The organism is Pseudomonas sp. Van50 (genome assembly GCF_055390755.1).
Genome location: NZ_AP024343.1, coordinates 2,535,941 through 2,553,963 on the forward strand (window position 1 = coordinate 2,535,941; position 18,023 = coordinate 2,553,963).

Consider the following 18,023-nt stretch of genomic DNA (forward strand, 5'->3'; position numbering starts at 1 on the left):
CATCACCTCGACGGTAACACCGCCATCGCGAGCAAGCTCGCTCCCACATGGATGATCGGCAGCCACAAAATCCATGCACGCCGCAGAACCCTGTGGGAGCGAGCTTGCTCGCGATGGCGTCGACACCGACACATCCAACATCATCGCAACAATGCCAAGGCTGTTTCAGCGCCCAGGCAAATCTTCATCCCTCAGGTGAAACGCCCGGGGAGCAAAACCAAGCCAGTCACAGGCGTGCGAATGGTCGAACACCAGGTCCTGGTTCATCCGCCCCACCAGCGCGCTTGAAAGATGTCGGTAACGTGGCAGACAGCGCAAAATCGAAACGCCTGCGCTGAGGGCCTTGGCGGGGAGGGGCAGCGTTCGTTCCGGGCGTCCCAGGGCCTGGAATATGCGCCTGACCATCGTGTGATAAGGCAAGACTTCTCCCCCCGAGAGGTTGTAGCCGCCACTGGGCAGGCCAGGTGTGCTCACGGCGGACAGGCATGCCTGGATCACGTCATCCCCATGCACTGGCTGGCGCAACCCGGTACCGCCACCGATAAGCGGGAAAAATCCGAAGCGCTGAATGAAACGCGCGATTTGTGAAATGTTCTTGTCGCGGCCAAAGCCATAGATCAGGGTCGGTCGCAGGATCACCCACTCGATTTGCCGTTCGCTCGCCCACTGCTCGAGTTGTTCTTCTGCACGTATCAAGCGTTGCGCCACGTCCCTCTCCCGAGCGTCAGGCGATGCGTGCTTGGCAAAGCGGCTCGTGGAGGAGAGCACGACAACGCGTTTGACGTGAGTGCTGGCAAGGCGCTCCAGGTAGTCGGGCAGCACCCAGAGGGGGGCGAACGACAGGAACGTGTCCAGCGCCAATCCGTGCCAGTCGTCCGCCTTTCGCCAGATCACACCGGGACAGGGCACCTTGGGCAGGCTTCGAGTGAAGGCGCTCGTCAGGTGGCCGGTTTGTGCCAGCAATGGCAGGGCACGCTCGCCCAGGAGGCTGGAGCCGCCCAATATTCCTATCCGCAATTGAGCGCTCTTATCGTAGGTTCCATGCATTCCTGAACCGGGTGGTGGCGTGGCGAAGGACCACCATGCCGAATCGAAACCAGACCCCGATCACCACGCTGACCCACAGGACGGTAGGGTACTTGCGGCGAAAGAACTTGCGATAGAAACGCAGGAATCCCAGGTGTTTGTGCCATTCGACGAAATAGGGACGATGACGACTGCAACCACCGAATACATGCATCACCCGGGCATCTGGCACGAACAGCACGCGCCAGCCGGCCTGATGAAAGCGCATGCACCAGTCCAGGTCTTCGCAATGAAGGAAATAGTCTTCGTCCCACAATCCGACGCTCTCGATCGCTTCGCGCTTGACCAGCATGCACGCCCCGGAGATGGCTTCAACGGCAATGGGCGCGCCGGGCAGGGGGTCCTTGTGCAATAAAAAATCGGACAACACCGACGGGAAAAAGGTTGAAAGCCGTGAAAGCCCGAAGGCCCGCATGAAGGCGCGCCTGGGCGTGGGGAATACCCGGCGTCCACCGGCTTGTTCACTGCCGTCCGGGTTGCACAGGAACCCTCCGACCATGCCGATCTCCGGCGCGCTGCGCAGCGCCAGCAGCAAGTGGTCTATGGCATTGGCGGCCAGCACGGTGTCCGGGTTCAGGAAAAACAAGTTGGGGGCCGCTGACAGGCGGGCACCTTGGTTGCACGCCACGGCGAAGCCGAGGTTGGCGGCATTGCGTACGATTTGAAGCGCTTCGCCGGCAGCGTGGGTTCGCTCCACCAGCATCAGGCTATCGTCATGGGAGTCGTTATCCACCACGATCACGCTGGAAGCGCCGGCGGCAAACGCCGACCTTACACACGCCAACAAAAGTTCACCGGCGTTGTAATTGACGATGATCACATCACACTCGCCACGCAGAGATGAGGTGGCCCATTCATCCATAGCGAGCAGTTCCACTGCTTCCAACTTCATCACTCCATTGCTCAAACCTGGATACGTATGGGATCGCAACTACTCAGGTCTGTATCCAAGATAGCAGGTTCGTGCCCTCCGACCAGTTCCGGCCAGCACATTCAGAACGTCTGCCCCAAGGAAAACTGGAATACCTGCGTATCAGCGTTATCCGGGGTTCGGACCGGAAAGGCGATGTTGGCGCTCAACGGGCCCAGCGGGCTATACCAGGTCACCCCGACCCCCACCGAGCTGGCCATCTGGCTGAGGTCGACCCCGTCGCATCCCTGGGTGGTGCTCAGGTAGCACTTGTCGGAATAGACGCTGCCCACGTCCCAGAACACCGAGGTACGCAGTGATTTGTTGTCTTTGATGAAGGGCAGTGGGAACAGGTACTCCACGCCGCCGGTGATCAGTATGTTGCCGCCCAGTGACTCGGTGTCCCGGTCGGAGTAGTACGCCTGGCCGGCACTGGCATAGGTGCCGGTGGCCGGTGTATCGCGCGGGCCGAGGGTGCCGCTTTCAAAGCCGCGCACCGAGCCTTCGCCACCGGCGGTGTAGTTTTCATAGAACGGCAGGCCGTCAGTGGAGCCGTAGCTGTTGCCGTAGCCGAGTTTGGTGTGCAAGCGCAGCGAGGTCGTGTCGCTGACCGGCAGGAACGTCTGCCCGGTGTAGTCGATCTTGTAGAAGCTCAGGTCGCTGCCGGGCACCGTCGCCATCAGGTTCAGGCTTTGCGAATGCCCGCGGGTGGCCAGCACGCCCTTGTTCAGGGTCGATTCGGACCAGCCGAGATTGGCCTTGAAGTTGGTGAAGTCCTTGCCTTCACGCGCGATGAAATCGTAGATCTCATCGGCGCTGTAGGTCCCCGGTTCGATGCTGTCATGTTGCACCGTCACGCCGATATTCAACCGTGAGGTTTCGTTGATCGGATAGCCGAGGGAGGTGCCGGCGCCATAGCTATTGATGGAATAGTACGAATTATCGTCATCGTAATATTCGTTGTAGTCGGTGGCGTTGTAGAACGCGTTGTAACCCAGGCTCACGCCGTCCGGTGTGAAGTAGGGGTCGGTAAAGCCGATGTTGTACTTGCTTTGGTAGGACGAGCGGGTCAGGCCCAGGCTGGCGTAGTTGCCGGTGCCGAGAAAGTTGTTCTGGGTGATCGAGCCGCCAAGGATCAGGCCGGCGCTTTGCGAGAAGCCGACGCTGGCGCTGATCGAGCCGGAAGCCTGCTCTTCGACGCTGTAGTTCACATCGACCTGGTCATCGACGCCCGGCACGGCCGGTGTCTCGACGTTGACTTCCTTGAAGAAGCCCAGGCGCTCCAGGCGGGTCTTGGACTGGTCGATCAGGTAGGTCGACGCCCAGCCACCTTCCATCTGGCGCATTTCACGGCGCAGCACTTCGTCCTCGGACTTGGTGTTGCCACGGAAGTTGATGCGGTTGACGTAGGCGCGCTTGCCCGGGTCCACGGCGAACGTGATGTCGACGGTGTGGTCTTCATCGTGCGGCTGCGGCACGCCGTTGACGTTGGCGAAGGTGTAGCCCTCGTTACCCAGGCGGCGGGTGATCAGCTCGGAGGTGGTGGTCATCAGCTTGCGCGAGAACACCTGGCCCTTCTGTACCAGCAGCAGCGACTTGACCTGGTCCTCGGGAACCTTCAGGTCACCGCTGAGCTTGACGTCGCGAACGGTGTACTTCTCGCCTTCGTTGACGTTGACGGTGATGTAGACGTGCTTCTTGTCCGGGGTGATGGACACCTGGGTCGAAGCGATGTCCATGTTGATGTAGCCACGGTCCAGGTAGTAGGAACGCAGGCGCTCCAGGTCACCGGAGAGTTTTTCACGGGCGTACTTGTCGTCGTTCTTGAAGAACGACAGCCAGTTGGTGGTCTTGAGCTCGAACAGGTCGATCAGGTCTTCATCCGGGAACACCGTGTTGCCCACCACGTTGATGTGCTGGATGGCCGCCACGGTGCCTTCGTTGATGTTGACCTTCAGGCCGACGCGGTTGCGCGGCTGCGGCACCACTTCGGTGTCGACGGTGGCCGAGTAGCGGCCCTGGGCAACGTACTGGCGCTGCAGCTCGTTACGCACGCCTTCGAGGGTGGCGCGCTGGAAGATCTCGCCTTCGGCCAGACCGGACTGCTTGAGGCCCTTCATCAGATCTTCGGTGGAGATCGCCTTGTTGCCTTCGATCTCGATACTGGCGACCGACGGGCGCTCGACTACCGTGATGACCAGGACATTGCCGTCACGGCCCAGCTGGATATCTTGAAAGAAGCCGGTCTTGAACAGCGCACGCGTGGACTCCACCAGGCGCCGCTCATCCGCGTTATCGCCGACGTTCAATGGCAAGGCACCGAAGACGCTGCCTGCGGAGATGCGCTGGAGGCCGTTGATGCGAATATCGGAAATCTTGAAACCTTGGGCGTGGGCAAGTGTGACATTGAACAGCAGTGCAGCCGAGCAGAGCAGGCGCGAAAAATTCATCAAGATCTTATCCAGAACACATCGACAGGTGGTGTAGGTGGACGCGGATATCTCACCGCAAGACGAGTCACCGCGGGAGCGAGCGGGCTGGTGGCGAGCAAGCATAAAAGTTCGCTGCGTTTGGTGCGGTTAACCCAATGTCAAGTTAGGTAAAGGTTGGCCCGTGGCGATGACGGTACGCGGCACACGGGCGATAATGGGCCGACACCTACTCAAGAGCGTCCCATGATCTCTGTATTGCTAGTCGACGATGACCAGGAACTGACGGGAATGCTCAGCCAATACCTGGAGCGCGAAGGCTTTGAGGCGACTGCCGTGCACACAGGGGAGGAGGGCGAGGTGCAAGCGCTGTCCGGTCGCTATAGCATCGTGGTGCTGGACGTGATGCTGCCGCGGTTGTCGGGTATCGAGGTGCTCAGGCGCATTCGGGCCGTGAGCCAGGTGCCAGTGGTGTTGCTGACAGCTCGTGGCGACAACATCGACAAGATCACCGGCCTGGAACTGGGCGCCGATGACTATGTGCCCAAGCCCAGTTCGCCGGGGGAGCTGGTGGCGCGTTTGCGGGCGATCATGCGCCGGGTGCAGCCAGCGGATCGGCCATCCAGCGAAGTGATCAGGACCGGGCCGCTGGTCCTGTGGCCCGGCAAGCGCCAGGCGCTCTGGCAGGGGCGCGAGCTGGGGGTGACCAGCACCGAGTTCAGTTTGCTCGAGGAACTGGCCCGCTGTGCCGGGCAAGTGGTGAGCAAACAGAACCTGTCGCTCAATGCCCTGGGTTGTCCCTTGACTCGCTATGACCGACGCATCGATGTGCACATCAGCAGCATTCGCCACAAGCTGGGACCGCGCCCCGATGCCAAGGCCTGGATCCAGAGCGTGCGGGGCCTCGGTTACCTGTTGATCGCCGAATGATGAAGCCCAGCCGGCTGTTCTGGAAACTGTTCCTGGCGTTCTGGCTCGCCACCAGCTTGACGTTTCTGGTCGGGCTGGGCTTCCTGGTCATGGGCAGTTCCAGGCCGGGTGATCCTCATCTGGAAACGGTCCTGGCCACTGAAGAGCAGCTATTGCGACAGTTTGGCATCGAGTCGGGCCGGCAACTGCTGGCGGTGTGGGAACACCCGGATGACCAGGCCGTTGGTGTCTATGACAGCGCGGGTCAGCTGTTGGCCGGCACGCCAGTGCCGCAACCGGCCTATGAGCGATCGGTCATCAGCAAGGACGGCATCGTGCTGTCGCTCAAGTCAACCCATCCCCTGGGCAAAGAAGGCGACAGGGGGCCGAGCCACTGGACGCCGTTGATCATCGGCACGGTCATGAGTGCGCTGTTCAGCGGTTACATGGCGTTCTACCTGGTATGGCCGCTGGCCTATCTTCGACGCGCCATGAGTGACGTGGCCCAGGGGCGCTTCGAGACCCGGGTCAAGCCGATCATGGGCGCGCGACGTGATGAGATCGTCGATCTGGCCGAAGACTGCGACCGAATGGCCAACCAGTTGAAACTGTTGGTAGACGCCCAGCAACACTTGTTGCACGACATCTCCCACGAATTGCGCTCACCTCTGACCCGCATGCAAGCGGCCATCGGATTGCTGCAGCAAGATCCGGCTCGCCTGGAAATGGTGGAACGCATCGACCGTGAGTCGGTGCGCATGGACACGCTGATCGAGGCGTTGTTGACCCTGGCACGCCTGCAGGGGCGACCGGAGAGTATCGAGCGCGAGCCAATCGATGTCGTCGAATTGCTGTCGGTGATCGTCGAGGACGCTCGATTCGAAGCGCAAATGAAAGGCTGCCAGGTCACCTTGCAGGCGTGCCCGGCGTTTGTCAGTCGGGTCAGCGGTGAGCTGTTGTATCGGTGTTTCGAGAACGTCATTCGAAACGCGGTGCGTCATACCCGGCCAAACACCACGGTGATGGTCGTGGCCGAGGTCAATGGCGCCGCAGATGGCCTGGTGGTACAGATCAGCGATCAGGGCACGGGTGTTGAGCATTCGCGGTTACAGAGCATCTTCAATCCGTTCGAACGTGGCTTGAACGAAGTCAGTGCCGGCTTCGGCCTGGGCCTGGCCATTGCCTCAAGGGCCGTGGAGATCCACGGTGGCTCTATCCTGGCGCGCAACGAGCCGTCCGGTGGGCTGACGGTGGAAATCAGCTTGCCTCGCAGGGCGTGATCTTTACACGATATTACATTGGCTTGACGGCCCTGTACGCCCCGCCTCAGTAGACTTTGCGCTCAAATTTACGCAGCGTTTGCTGATGCTTCAGCGTGGAGGTGCTCATGTTTCTGGTTCATAAGAAGGGTTTCGTTCCCGGCAAGAGAATGGTCGACGGTCTGGTGCCTTATGACTTCTTCTGCGAAGACAATCCGAGCCTTAACCTGTTTGTCTTCACGGGTTCCGCCACCCCGGGCAAAGTGGTCGAGGAGCCGACACTCTGGGGGTTTACCCGTCTCGAACGTTTTGAAGCGCTGAGCGGCACCCTGGTGTCGAACAAAAAGCAGGAAGGCTGGTTCCAGAAGGTCAATGTGCTCACCGGCCCCGCCCAGAACGGCACGCAAGGCGTGAAGTTCCAGCGGGTGCTGAAAATCATCAAGCACAGCGATGCATCGAGTCGGGTCGCCAGCAAGGCCGACTACGAGATCCAGACCGACGAAGGCGACACCTACTTCACCCGTCGGCCTGCTGGGGGTGACAGGGCGCAAACCGTTATCTATTCGGCAGAACAATAAGCTCGATTTCAACGCGACGCTTCAGGATTCGCCGAGCTGAAACCGATAACCCACGCCATACAACGACTCGATCGGCTGCTCTCCTGGGCAAGCCTGTTCGAGCTTGCGCCGCAGATTACGGATATGGCTATCGATGGTGCGATCAGTGACCACCCGATGATCGGAATAGATCCGGTCGAGCAATTGATCCCGGGAAAACACCCGCCCCGGGGAGCGGGCGAGGGTACTGAGCAGACGCAGTTCCAGAGGGGTAAGGTCCAGTGCGATGCCGTCGAGGGACGCTTGGTACTGTTCTTCGTCAATGTGCAGGCGCGGCGTCGCAGAGGTCAGGAAATTCGGGCTGCGCCGCAGGATCGCTTTCACCCGGGCGACCACCTCGCGGGGACTGAAGGGTTTGCAGATGTAGTCGTCAGCCCCCAGGTCCAGCCCGAGCAGGCGATCCACTTCCTCCACGCGGGCGGTGATCATGATGATCGGCACGGCGCTGAAGCTGCGCAGCTCCTGGCACACTTGCAGGCCGTCGCGTCCCGGCAGCATCAGGTCGAGCAGGATCAATCGCGGCTCGCTGGCCCGTACCGTCGGTACCACTTGAAGGCCGTTGTCCAGGCATTGGGTCGCGTAGCCAGCGGCGATCAGGTAGTCGCGCATCAACGCCGCCAGCTTGGGTTCGTCTTCGACGATCAGGATCGGGTTGTCGTTGCTCATGGTTCAGGCGTTCCGAGGCAGACGCAGGGTCAGCCAAAGGCCGCCCAAAGGCGAGTGATCGGCGCTGAGGCTGCCGCCATGGGCCAGGGCGATGCTGTGACAGATGGCCAATCCCAGGCCGGCGCCGCCACTGGCGCGATTGCGGGAGGTTTCGCCGCGGTAAAAACGCTCGAACAGTCGCGGCAATTGATCCGCATCGACCCCGGGGCCGGAGTCGAGAAAATCGATGCGCACGACATCGGCCTCGTTGGCGGCACTTATGCGCAGCACGCCACCCTCGTCGGTGTAACGCACGGCATTTTCCAACAGGTTGCTGAACAGTTGCTGCAAGCGTTTGGGGTCGGCCTCCAACCGTAGCGGCGTTGTCGGCAGCTCCAGCTTCAAACGCAGATGCCGGGCATTGCAACGCTCCAGGAACATCGTCACGCAACTGTCCAGCAGTTCGTTGAGATCGCATTCGCTCTTGCGGTAGGTCAGCGCGCCGACATCGGCCAGGGACAGTTCGTAGAGATCATCCACCAGCTTGCTGAGCATGCTGACTTCGCTTTGCAGCGATTTCATCGAGGACGGGTCGAGGGTGCGCACACCGTCTTCGATGGCTTCCAGCTCACCGCGCAATACCGACAACGGGGTGCGCAGTTCGTGGGACACATCGGCCATGAATTCCCTGCGCATTTTCTCGTTGCGTTCCAGCGTATGCGCCAGCTGGTTGAAGTCTCGGGCCAACTGACCGACTTCGTCATTGGAGGCCACCGATACGCGGTTGCTGTATTCCCCGGCGGCCAACCGGTGCGTGGCGGCGGCCACTCGCTTGACCGGGTCAAGCAGGGTACGGGCGATCCACCAGGCAATCAGCATCGCCAACAGCAACGAGAGCACGCCCACGGCCAGGCTGGTGCGCACCAGATACTGACGAAAGCGTTCACCGCCAGCCTCGGTCACGTTCTGGAACGGCGTCACCGCCAGCCAGCCGACGGTTTTGCCGGCGACCTCGATCGGGCGCATCAGGGCGTCGTCGGCAATCGCCGAGTAGCCCATGACCAACTGTTTCTGCTGATCCAGCAGAGCGATGCGAAACACCGCGCCGGTCAGGTCGGACATCGACATGGGTGGGCGCTCTGGGTGGGTGGTGTTTTCGCCCGGTTCCGGACGCAGGAGCTCGAACCAGCGATCCGGCTGGTTGCGCAGGAATTCCCAGTCGCCTTCGCGCTCGTAGGCGCTGGCCAGGCGCGGTAGTACCGGCGTCATGCGCACCAGGGCCTGTTCGTTGAGGTAGTCCAGAAAGCCTTTGCCGAAGCTCCAGCCGTTGGCCACCCCCATGCTCAGGATGACGAACAGCACGCTGGCCAGTACGGCAATAAACAGCTTGGTGGAGATGCTCAGTTTCATGGGCTCGGGCAGTTCGATGAATGGCCCGACCATTTAGGCCCTGGCGCGATGAAGATTCAAGGGCGGCGGGCAATCTTCAATTTTCCTGCACATTTGCCTCGCAGTATGGCGCCTGGCTTGAACCATCCGTCTTGCAGAGGCATTTATGTCGACCAAATTATTCGCCAAATCCCTGGTGACCGCCGCCATCCTGGTGTGCTTGATCGTTTTGTTCCTGTTGGGCGGTTGCTCCGGCGAATCGGCACCCACGCCCGAACCGCCCAAGGTGTCGGTGATCACCGTGCAGCCGCAAAGCCAGGCACTGACCACTGAGCTGGCCGGACGCACCCAGGCGTTCATGGTCGCCGAGATACGCCCGCAGGTCGGCGGTATCGTCCAGCAGCGCTTGTTTGTCGAAGGGGCCGAGGTCAAGGCCGGGCAGGCGCTGTACCAATTGGACGCAGCCTCCTACAAGGCCGCATTGGCGCAAGCCCAGGCGAACCTGGCCAAGGCCCGCGCCACGTTGAAGTCGGCCCAGGCCACGGCCAAGCGTGACGCACAGTTGGCGAAGATCGATGCCATCAGCCAGCAGGACAACGAAGATGCCCAGGCCAGCCTGCTGACTGCCGAAGCCGAATTGCAAGTGGCCCAGGCCGATGTCGACACCGCGCGCATCAACCTGGCGTATACCCGCATCGGTTCGCCCGTCAGTGGGCGCATCGAAACCTCGACGGTCACGCCTGGCGCGCTGGTGGTGGCCAACCAGGACAGCGCACTGACCACGGTGCAGCAGTTGGACCCGATGTATGTAGACGTCACCCAATCGACCACCGAGCTGTTGCGTCTCAAGCGCGACCTGGCCAGCGGTGTGCTCCGGAGCAATGGCGAAGGTGAGGCGCGGATCAGTCTCAAGCTCGATGACGGCAGCACCTACGGCCATGAAGGCCGTTTGAAGTTCAGTGGGGTAAGCGTCAATGAGGGCACTGGCACGGTGACCCTGCGGGCGCAAATCGCCAACCCGGACCGACTGTTGCTGCCGGGCATGTACGTGCGGGCGGTGCTGGAGCAGGCGCGGGATGACCAGGCCATCCTGATTCCGCAGAAGGCGGTGACCCGCAGTGCCAGCGGTGCGACTTCGGCCCTGGTGGTGGTCAATGGCAAGGTCGAGCAGCGCATGCTGACCATCGACCGCGCCGTGGATAACCAGTGGTGGGTCACGGCGGGGTTGAACGCGGGAGACCAGGTGATTGTCGAGGGCGGGCAGAAAGTCCGCGTCGGTGAAAGCGTCGTGGTACAGAACGCCGGTACCCGCAGCCGTACGCAGAAAGCAACGCCTGTTGCCATTGCGCAGGAGGGTTGAACATGGCGCGCTTCTTTATCGATCGACCGATTTTCGCCTGGGTCATCGCCATCGTCATCATGCTCGCTGGCGCCTTGTCCATCAGTCAGTTGCCCTTGGAACAGTACCCGGACATCGCGCCGCCGACGGTGCGTATTTCCGCGACCTACACCGGCGCCTCGGCCAAGACCGTCGAAGACTCGGTGACCCAGGTCATCGAACAGCAAATGAAGGGCCTGGACAACCTGACCTACATGTCGGCCTCCAGCAGCTCGGATGGCAGCGCCAGCATCAGCCTGACCTTCACCGCCGGTACCAACCCGGACGTGGCCCAGATGCAGGTGCAGAACAAGCTGCAACAGGCCGAGTCGAGGCTGCCGCAGTCGGTGCAGAGCGAGGGCCTGACCGTGACCAAGGGCGGTTCGGACTTCCTGATGATTGCCGCCCTGGCCTCCGACAATCCCAGCGTCACCGGCACGCAGATCGGCGATTACATTTCCAGCACCCTGCTCGATTCCATCAGCCGCATCGACGGCGTCGGCGACGTGCAGACATTGGGTTCCGGCTATGCCATGCGCATCTGGCTGGACCCGGCCCTGCTGGAAAAATACGCGCTGATGCCTTCGGATGTCAGCACGGCCCTGGAGGCGCAGAACACCGAGGTTTCTGCCGGTCAACTCGGCGCCATGCCGGCGGTGAAAGGTCAGCAGTTGAACGCCACCATCAGCGCCCGTAGCAAGCTGCAAACCGTCGAAGAGTTTCGCAACGTGGTGGTCAAGTCCACCAGCGACGGTGCGGTGGTGCTGCTCGGGGATGTGGCGCGGGTTGAATTGGGCAGTGAAAGCTACGATGTCAGTTCTGCCCTCAACGGCAAACCCGCTGCCGCCATGGGCGTCCAGCTCGCCGCCGGGGCCAACGCCCTGAACGTGGGCGAGGCGGTGAAGGCCAAGCTCAAGGAGCTGGAGGCGTTCTATCCGACGGAGCTGCAACTCAAGAACGTGATTGCCTACGACACCACGCCTTTTGTCAGCCTGTCCATCGAAGAGGTGGTCAAGTCACTGGGCGAGGCGATTGTCCTGGTGGTGCTGATCATGTTCCTTTTCCTGCAGAACCTGCGGGCCACGTTGATCCCCGCGATCACGGTGCCGGTGGTGCTGCTGGGTACATTCGGCGTGCTGGCGCTGTTCGGTTATTCGATCAACACCCTGACCATGTTCGCCATGGTCCTGGCCATCGGCCTGTTGGTGGACGACGCGATTGTGGTGGTGGAAAACGTCGAGCGGGTGATGGGCGAGCAGGGGCTGTCGGCCCTGGACGCCACGCGCCAGTCGATGGATGAAATCACCAGCGCCCTGGTCGGCATCGCCCTGGTGCTCAGTGCGGTGTTCATTCCCATGGCGTTTTTTGGCGGCTCCACTGGCGTTATCTACCGGCAGTTTTCGGTCACCATCGTCTCGGCCATGGTGCTCTCGGTACTCGTCGCCATGACGCTGACGCCGGCATTGTGCGCGACCCTGCTCAAGCCGTCCGATAGCCAGGGCCATGGTCCTCAACGCGGATTCTTCGGCTGGTTCAACCGCACGTTCGAGCGTGCTGCCGAGGCCTATAAACGCCAGGTGGGGGGCATTTTGCAGCGCGGGCGCGTCGGCTGGCTGGTGTATGGGCTGGTACTGTTGGCGATGGCCGCCGGTTATTTCAGCCTGCCGACTTCGTTCCTGCCTGACGAAGACCAGGGCATTCTCATGGCCCAGGTGCAGTTGCCAGTCGGGGCCACGGACAGCCGCACGCAAGCGGTGGTCAAGCAGTTCGAAAGCTACCTGCTCGAACAGCCGGAAGTCGAAGCACTGATCAGCATTTCCGGCCTGGGCATGAACGGCAACAGCCAGAACAGCGCCCGTGCATTCATTCGACTCAAGGACTGGAGCGAACGCACGGGGGCGGGGCAGGATGCGGCGTCCTTCGCCCAGCGCGCGACCATGGCACTGTCGAGCATCGGCGATGCCAATGTGTTCGTCATGCAGCCGCCGGCCGTGCGCGGCCTGGGGCAGACATCCGGCTTCGACCTGCAACTCAAGGACCTCGCCGGCCTGGGACATGACGCGCTGGTGGCGGCGCGGGAAAAACTCATCGAGCAGGCCAACCAGGACCCTCGCTTGCTGGGGGTTCGCAGCAATGGCCTGGACGATGCACCGCAACTCAAGGTCAACATCGATGATCGCAAGGCCGGGGCCTTGGGCCTGAGCACCAGCGACATCAACACCACGCTGTCCACGGCGTTGGGCGGCACTTACGTCAATGACTTTCTCAACCAGGGGCGCGTGAAGAAAGTCTACGTCCAGGGTGAGGCCGCGGCACGGATGCAGGCGGCTGACCTGGAGCACTGGTTCGTGCGCAACAGCAACGATGAGATGGTGCCGTTTTCCTCGTTCGCCAGCAGTTCGTGGAGCTACGGCTCGCCGTTGCTGGAACGCTACAACGGCAACGCCTCGATGGAGGTGGTTGGCGATCCGGCGCCCGGCATCAGTTCCGGGGACGCCATGGATGCGGTGGAAGCGCTGATCAAGCAATTGCCGGAGGGCATCGGCTACGAGTGGACCGGGCAGTCCTATCAGTTGCGCCTTTCCGGTTCGCAGGCGCCGTTGCTGTACGGGATTTCGGTGCTGTTCGTTTTCCTCTGCCTCGCTGCGCTCTATGAGAGTTGGTCGGTGCCTTTCTCGGTGATGCTGGTGGTGCCGCTGGGGGTGGTGGGCGCGGTGCTGGCTACCCGTGTCAGTGGCTTGAGTAACGATGTCTACTTTCAGGTCGGGTTATTGACCACCGTGGGGTTGGCCGCCAAGAACGCGATTCTGATCGTCGAGTTCGCCAAGCACCTGCAAGAGCAGGGCAACAGCTTGCGCGAGGCGACGCTGATCGCCGTGCGCCAACGCCTGCGGCCGATTCTCATGACGTCCCTGGCCTTCATGTTCGGTGTATTGCCCCTGGCCCTGAGTAGCGGCGCCGGTTCCGCCGGACGTCAGGCCATTGGTACCGGTGTGCTGGGCGGCATGTTGTCCGCCACGGTGTTGGGGATCTTCTTCGTTCCTTTGTTTTTCGTGCAGATTCGCCGGCGTTTCGCCCGCGTTTCCACGGCTTCGACCTCTGTCCCATCCGCCCAGTCAGGTGATGCATGATCAAGTTCCGCTGGCCATTGCTGGCCATCTTCACGCTGCTCGGTGGCTGCCTGAATCTGGCGCCGCAGTATGAACGCCCTGAGGCGCCAGTCCCCGAGCAATGGCTGCCGGCTGCCGGTACGCCCGAGGGCAAGGTGAGTGCCGACATCGAGTGGCAGCACTTTTTCACCGACAGCCGCCTGGCGCGCTTGCAGTCCCTGGCACTGAGCAACAACCGCGACCTGCGCCTGGCGGTCTTGAACGTTGAAAAGGCCCAGGCGCAATACCGCATCCAGCGCGCCGAGTCATTGCCTTCGATCGATGCCAGTGTCAGTGGCACTCACAGTCGCACGCCCGGAACGTTGTCCAGCACGGGCTCGGCGGCCACCACCCATGACTACAGTGCGCAACTGGGTTTGAGCAGTTATGAAGTGGATCTGTTCGGACGGGTGCAGAACCTTCAGGACGAAGCCCTGGAGGACTATCTGTCCCTGACCGAAACCCGCCGCAGCACGCAGATCAGCCTGGTGGCCGAAGTGGCGACGGCCTGGCTGACTCTGGCGGCCGATAACGAGCGCTTGCACCTGGCCCAGGAGACCTTGCGCAGCCAGCAGGCGACCTACGAACTGACCCAACGCAGCCACGCCCTGGGTGGCTCCTCCGGTCTGTCCGTGGCCCAGGCGCAAACCACCGTGGAGTCGGCACGGGTCGACGCAGCGGCGTATGAAAGCCAGATCCTGCAGGATCGCAACGCCCTGCGGCTGCTGGTGGGCAGCGACATTCCCGAAGAGTTGTTGCCGGGTGCGTACCTGGAATCGGCCGCGGCGCTGGTGCAGGTGCCGGCAGAGCTGCCGTCCAGCCTGTTGCAACGACGCCCCGATGTGCTGGCCGCCGAGCACACGCTCAAGTCGGCCAATATCGACATCGGTGCCGCCCGTGCGGCGTTCTTTCCCAGTATCAGCCTGACGGCCAATGCCGGTTCCTCAAGCTCGGCCCTGTCCGGCCTGTTCAAGTCCGGCAGTGGCGCCTGGACGTTTGCCCCGAGCATCAGCCTGCCGATCTTCGATGCGGGCAGTAACCGCGCGACGCTGGACTCGGCGAAGACCGAGCGCGAGATCCAGGTGCAGACCTACCAGCAAACACTGCAGAGTGCCTTCAAGGAAGTGGCCGATGCCCTGGCGGAGCGCAGCACGCTGGATCGCCGTATCGAGGCCCAACAGGCGTTGACCGACGCCAGTCGCAAGAGCTTCGAGCTCTCCGACGCTTTGTACCGTGGCGGTTCCCAGAGCTATCTCGAAGCCCTCGACGCCCAGCGTTCCCTGTACAGCGCGCAACAGGACCTGATCACCCTGCGCCTGACCGAGCAGAGCAACCGCGTGACGTTGTACAAGGTGATGGGCGGCGGCTGGAATTAAGAAGCGCTGTGGGAGGAGTACCTGTGAGAGGAGTACCTGTGAGAGGAGTGTCCTGTGAGAGCCAAGCCCCCTTGTGGGAGCCGAGCTTGCTCGCGATAGCGTCAGCACATTCACCATCCCTGCCAACTGACCCACCGCCATCGCGAGCAAGCTCAGCTCCCACAGGAGATTTGTGGTGAACACCGAATCCATGCCCCCCGAGCCGCCCTGTGGCAGTGAGCAAGCTCAGCTCCTACAGGGGATATCGTGAACCCATATGAATTGGAAACAGGCTCAAGCGGCCGTCGATTTTTCCCGGCTGTCACTCGCGGTGTCACGAAATAGCCGGGGCGACATGCCGAACGTCGATTTGAAATGCCGGCTGAAGTGGGAACTGCTGCCATAGCCCCAGGCGTAGGCGATCTCGGTGAGCGAGCGGTGGGCATGTTCCCGGTTACGCAGGTCCTCGGCACAACGTGACAGGCGCCGCTGCCAGATGTATTCGCTGACACTGCACCCCAGTTCATCCTGGAAGGCGCGGTGCAGGCTGCGTACCGAGCACTGTTCGGCGTTGGCGATGCGTTCGATGGTCAGGTCGCGGTCGGCCAGGTGGCGCTCGATGTACGCCTTGAGGCGGTTCTGCTTGAAGAAGCGGAAGTCGTGTTCGAGCTGCTTTTCTTCCTGCTTGTTCTTCAGCGCGTTATCCAGCAGCCCGGTGATGCTGTCACCGATCAGCCCGGCCGAATGGTTGTTCAGCAAGGGATATTGGTTATAGGCATCGCTGATCAGGTGCATGAGCATCCGCCCCAGTCCATTGCGACCATTGAGGTGCATGTCGGCGGTTTGCGCGAACTGCCCGGACGCCCCCTGGAACAGCAGGATGAAATGTTCGCAGCCTTGCGTGCTGGTTACGTTGAACGGTTTGCCGCAGTCGACCAGGAGCATTTCGTCAGGGGCCAGCACGCTGCTTTGCTGGCCTTGCTCGAAATGACTGACGCCAGCCACCTGCATGATCAACATGCGCGGGGTGTCGAGTGCGTCGACCGCTTTGCTCAGGTGGCGCGAATATCGATGGGCGCTGGCGGTCATTCGACAGAAACGCAACTGGCCCAGGTCCCCGTACTCCAGCCGGCCCTGGAAGTTGCTGTCATGCAATGGGTCGATGAACGTCGATTCCAGCCGTTTTATATAGTCCGGCGTACGCCCCAGGTGATCGCTCATGAACTCTTTCCATTTCATCAGGCGGTCGGAGCGAACAACCTGATCGGTGGACACGCAGGCTAAATGGTTCATTTTTCGCCTCTGTTTATTATTGTTTTCTGACGGATCGGGCAAAGGGGTCGATTTGCCCGATCCGGGTCTGATCAAGGGTGCCACAGATTCAGAACGGGTAGTGATGGCCTCCCGGCTGCCAGGTCACCCAATGGGCACGGGTAAACTCATCCAGGGCATAGTGACCGTTGAAGCGCCCGAGGCCGGAATTCTTTTCACCACCGAACGGGGCATTGGGTTGGTCATCGACGGTGATGTCGTTGATATGGGTCATGCCCGCCACAATGCCACGGGCGAAGTTCAAGCCACGGGCCATGTCCCGGGTGAACACGGCACTGGACAGGCCATACTCGCTGGCGTTCGCCAACGCCAATGCATGGGTTTGGTTTTCTGCGACCAGCAGCGGCAGCAGGGGGCCGAACGTTTCATCGCGGGCCAGTTCCTGATCGGCTCCCACTTCACCGAACACATGGGCAGGCAGCACCAGCCCGGATGCCGGGCCGCCGCACAGTTGCTTGAGGCCGGCACTCCGGGCGCCGTCGAGCTTGCGCAACAGGCCATCGAGCTGGCTCTGATTGACCACTGGCCCGATCACCGTGTCTGCCTTGGTCGGATCCCCCGTCTTGAGGTTGCGCACGCGCTCCACCACCAGCGACGCGAAATCGGCATACAGCGAGCGGTCGACGATTACTCGGTTGACGCTCATGCAGATCTGGCCCTGGTGCAGGAAACGCCCGACCACCGCCGCGTGCGCCGCAACGTCAATGTCGGCGTCATCCAGCACCACCAGCGGCGCGTTGCCGCCCAGTTCCAGGGCCACGCGCTTGATGTGTTTGCCACCGGTGGCAATACGGCCGACATTGCGTCCCACATCCGTCGAACCGGTGAAGGAAATCAGGCTCGGCACCGGGTGCTCGACAAAGGCATCGCCGATTTCCGAGCCCGCGCCGACCACCACGTTGAGCGAGCCCTCGGGGAAGCCGGCCTCTTCGAACAGGTGGGCAATCAGCAGGCCGCCGGTCACCGCTGTGTCGCTGGCGGGCTTGAGCACGATCGTGTTGCCCAGGGCGAGTGCCGGCACCACCGAGCGCATGCTCAGGTACAGCGGGAAATTCCATGGACTGATCACACCCACCACACCCAAGGGTTCACGGAAGACAAAGCTCTGTTCGCCGGGCTTGTAGCTGGTCAGGATCCGACCTTCGACCTGCATCGGCATCGTCGTGCATTCGCGCACCAGGTTCAGCGTGAACTGCCATTCCATGCTCGCCTTGATCCGGGTGCTGCCGGATTCGTGGATCAGCCAGTCGATGATTTCTTCGCGGCGGTTCTGGATGACTTGGGCGAGCTTTTCAAGTTGTGCGCCGCGCTGGGTGGGGTGCAGTTGTGCCCACGGTGCCTGCGCCTTTTGCGCCGCCTGATAGGCGTCGTCGAGATCGGCAATCGAGGCCAGGGGCATCTCCAGCAACTGTTCGCCGTTGAAGGGGTTGCGGTCGTCCAGGCGGCGTGCGGAGCGCCCTGCACGCCAGGTGCCGTTGATGTATTGGTCGCCGTTGATGGCGTAGGGCGCGAGCGGTTGAGTCGTCATGGTCTTTTACCTTTGGAGGCAGGTGATCGCCTCGTTT

At 61.7% G+C, this 18,023-nt stretch carries 13 protein-coding genes; 6 read left to right on the plus strand and 7 right to left on the minus strand.

Annotation, left to right across the window (positions count from 1 at the left end; translation table 11 throughout):
- Positions 1-165: 165 nt before the first annotated feature.
- The 3 genes from ACZ5M5_RS11275 to bamA all read right to left on the minus strand — a co-directional run bounded on the left by ACZ5M5_RS11275 (position 166) and on the right by bamA (position 4,446).
- On the minus strand, positions 166-963 hold the full coding sequence (locus ACZ5M5_RS11275; protein ID WP_464739031.1) for an NAD-dependent epimerase/dehydratase family protein: 798 nt from the start codon (positions 961-963) through the stop codon (positions 166-168).
- Between the two features lie 64 nt (positions 964-1,027).
- On the minus strand, positions 1,028-1,972 hold the full coding sequence (locus tag ACZ5M5_RS11280; protein ID WP_464739347.1) for a glycosyltransferase family 2 protein: 945 nt from the start codon (positions 1,970-1,972) through the stop codon (positions 1,028-1,030).
- A gap of 107 nt (positions 1,973-2,079) precedes the next feature.
- On the minus strand, positions 2,080-4,446 hold the full coding sequence (gene bamA / locus ACZ5M5_RS11285; RefSeq protein ID WP_464739032.1) for an outer membrane protein assembly factor BamA: 2,367 nt from the start codon (positions 4,444-4,446) through the stop codon (positions 2,080-2,082).
- 225 nt (positions 4,447-4,671) lie between these two features.
- Here bamA and ACZ5M5_RS11290 point away from each other — a divergent pair, with 225 nt between their 5' ends.
- The 3 genes from ACZ5M5_RS11290 to ACZ5M5_RS11300 all read left to right on the plus strand — a co-directional run bounded on the left by ACZ5M5_RS11290 (position 4,672) and on the right by ACZ5M5_RS11300 (position 7,171).
- The gene (locus ACZ5M5_RS11290) at positions 4,672-5,355 is read left to right on the plus strand and encodes a response regulator transcription factor (RefSeq protein WP_060738151.1); all 684 of its coding nucleotides are present in this window, start codon (positions 4,672-4,674) and stop codon (positions 5,353-5,355) included.
- Positions 5,352-6,614, plus strand: a complete 1,263-nt coding sequence (locus tag ACZ5M5_RS11295) for a HAMP domain-containing sensor histidine kinase (RefSeq protein WP_464739033.1) — start codon at positions 5,352-5,354, stop codon at positions 6,612-6,614. Before ACZ5M5_RS11290 ends, ACZ5M5_RS11295 begins: the two co-directional genes overlap by 4 nt.
- Positions 6,615-6,721: 107 nt before the next feature.
- Positions 6,722-7,171 (plus strand): hypothetical protein, encoded by a 450-nt coding sequence (locus ACZ5M5_RS11300; protein ID WP_060738149.1) that lies wholly within the window; start codon positions 6,722-6,724, stop codon positions 7,169-7,171.
- A gap of 21 nt (positions 7,172-7,192) precedes the next feature.
- On the opposite strand, the gene ACZ5M5_RS11305 is transcribed toward ACZ5M5_RS11300, so the two are convergent.
- Positions 7,193-7,876: a response regulator gene (locus tag ACZ5M5_RS11305; protein ID WP_103311321.1), complete on the minus strand. Its 684-nt coding sequence runs from the start codon at positions 7,874-7,876 to the stop codon at positions 7,193-7,195.
- Between the two features lie 3 nt (positions 7,877-7,879).
- Entirely contained in the window at positions 7,880-9,298 is a 1,419-nt protein-coding gene (gene baeS / locus ACZ5M5_RS11310; RefSeq protein ID WP_464739034.1) for a sensor histidine kinase efflux regulator BaeS, read from the minus strand.
- A gap of 112 nt (positions 9,299-9,410) precedes the next feature.
- Here baeS and ACZ5M5_RS11315 point away from each other — a divergent pair, with 112 nt between their 5' ends.
- Genes ACZ5M5_RS11315 through ACZ5M5_RS11325 form a run of 3 tightly spaced genes read left to right on the plus strand, consistent with a single transcriptional unit; the run spans position 9,411 to position 15,147 of the window.
- Positions 9,411-10,604 carry an efflux RND transporter periplasmic adaptor subunit gene (locus ACZ5M5_RS11315; RefSeq protein ID WP_060738146.1) on the plus strand — a complete coding sequence of 398 codons (1,194 nt, stop codon included), beginning with the start codon at positions 9,411-9,413 and terminating at the stop codon, positions 10,602-10,604.
- A gap of 2 nt (positions 10,605-10,606) precedes the next feature.
- Positions 10,607-13,753: an efflux RND transporter permease subunit gene (locus ACZ5M5_RS11320; protein WP_464739035.1), complete on the plus strand. Its 3,147-nt coding sequence runs from the start codon at positions 10,607-10,609 to the stop codon at positions 13,751-13,753.
- Positions 13,750-15,147: an efflux transporter outer membrane subunit gene (locus tag ACZ5M5_RS11325; RefSeq protein WP_060738144.1), complete on the plus strand. Its 1,398-nt coding sequence runs from the start codon at positions 13,750-13,752 to the stop codon at positions 15,145-15,147. The genes ACZ5M5_RS11320 and ACZ5M5_RS11325 overlap by 4 nt, the downstream gene beginning before the upstream one ends.
- Before the next feature lie 273 nt (positions 15,148-15,420).
- Here the strand turns inward: ACZ5M5_RS11325 and ACZ5M5_RS11330 are convergent, their stop codons facing one another.
- Together ACZ5M5_RS11330 and ACZ5M5_RS11335 are read right to left on the minus strand one after the other, a co-directional pair.
- Entirely contained in the window at positions 15,421-16,419 is a 999-nt protein-coding gene (locus ACZ5M5_RS11330) for a helix-turn-helix domain-containing protein (protein WP_060738143.1), read from the minus strand.
- 88 nt (positions 16,420-16,507) lie between these two features.
- Positions 16,508-17,986 (minus strand): aldehyde dehydrogenase family protein, encoded by a 1,479-nt coding sequence (locus tag ACZ5M5_RS11335; protein ID WP_192263263.1) that lies wholly within the window; start codon positions 17,984-17,986, stop codon positions 16,508-16,510.
- Between the last annotated feature and the right edge of the window lie 37 nt (positions 17,987-18,023).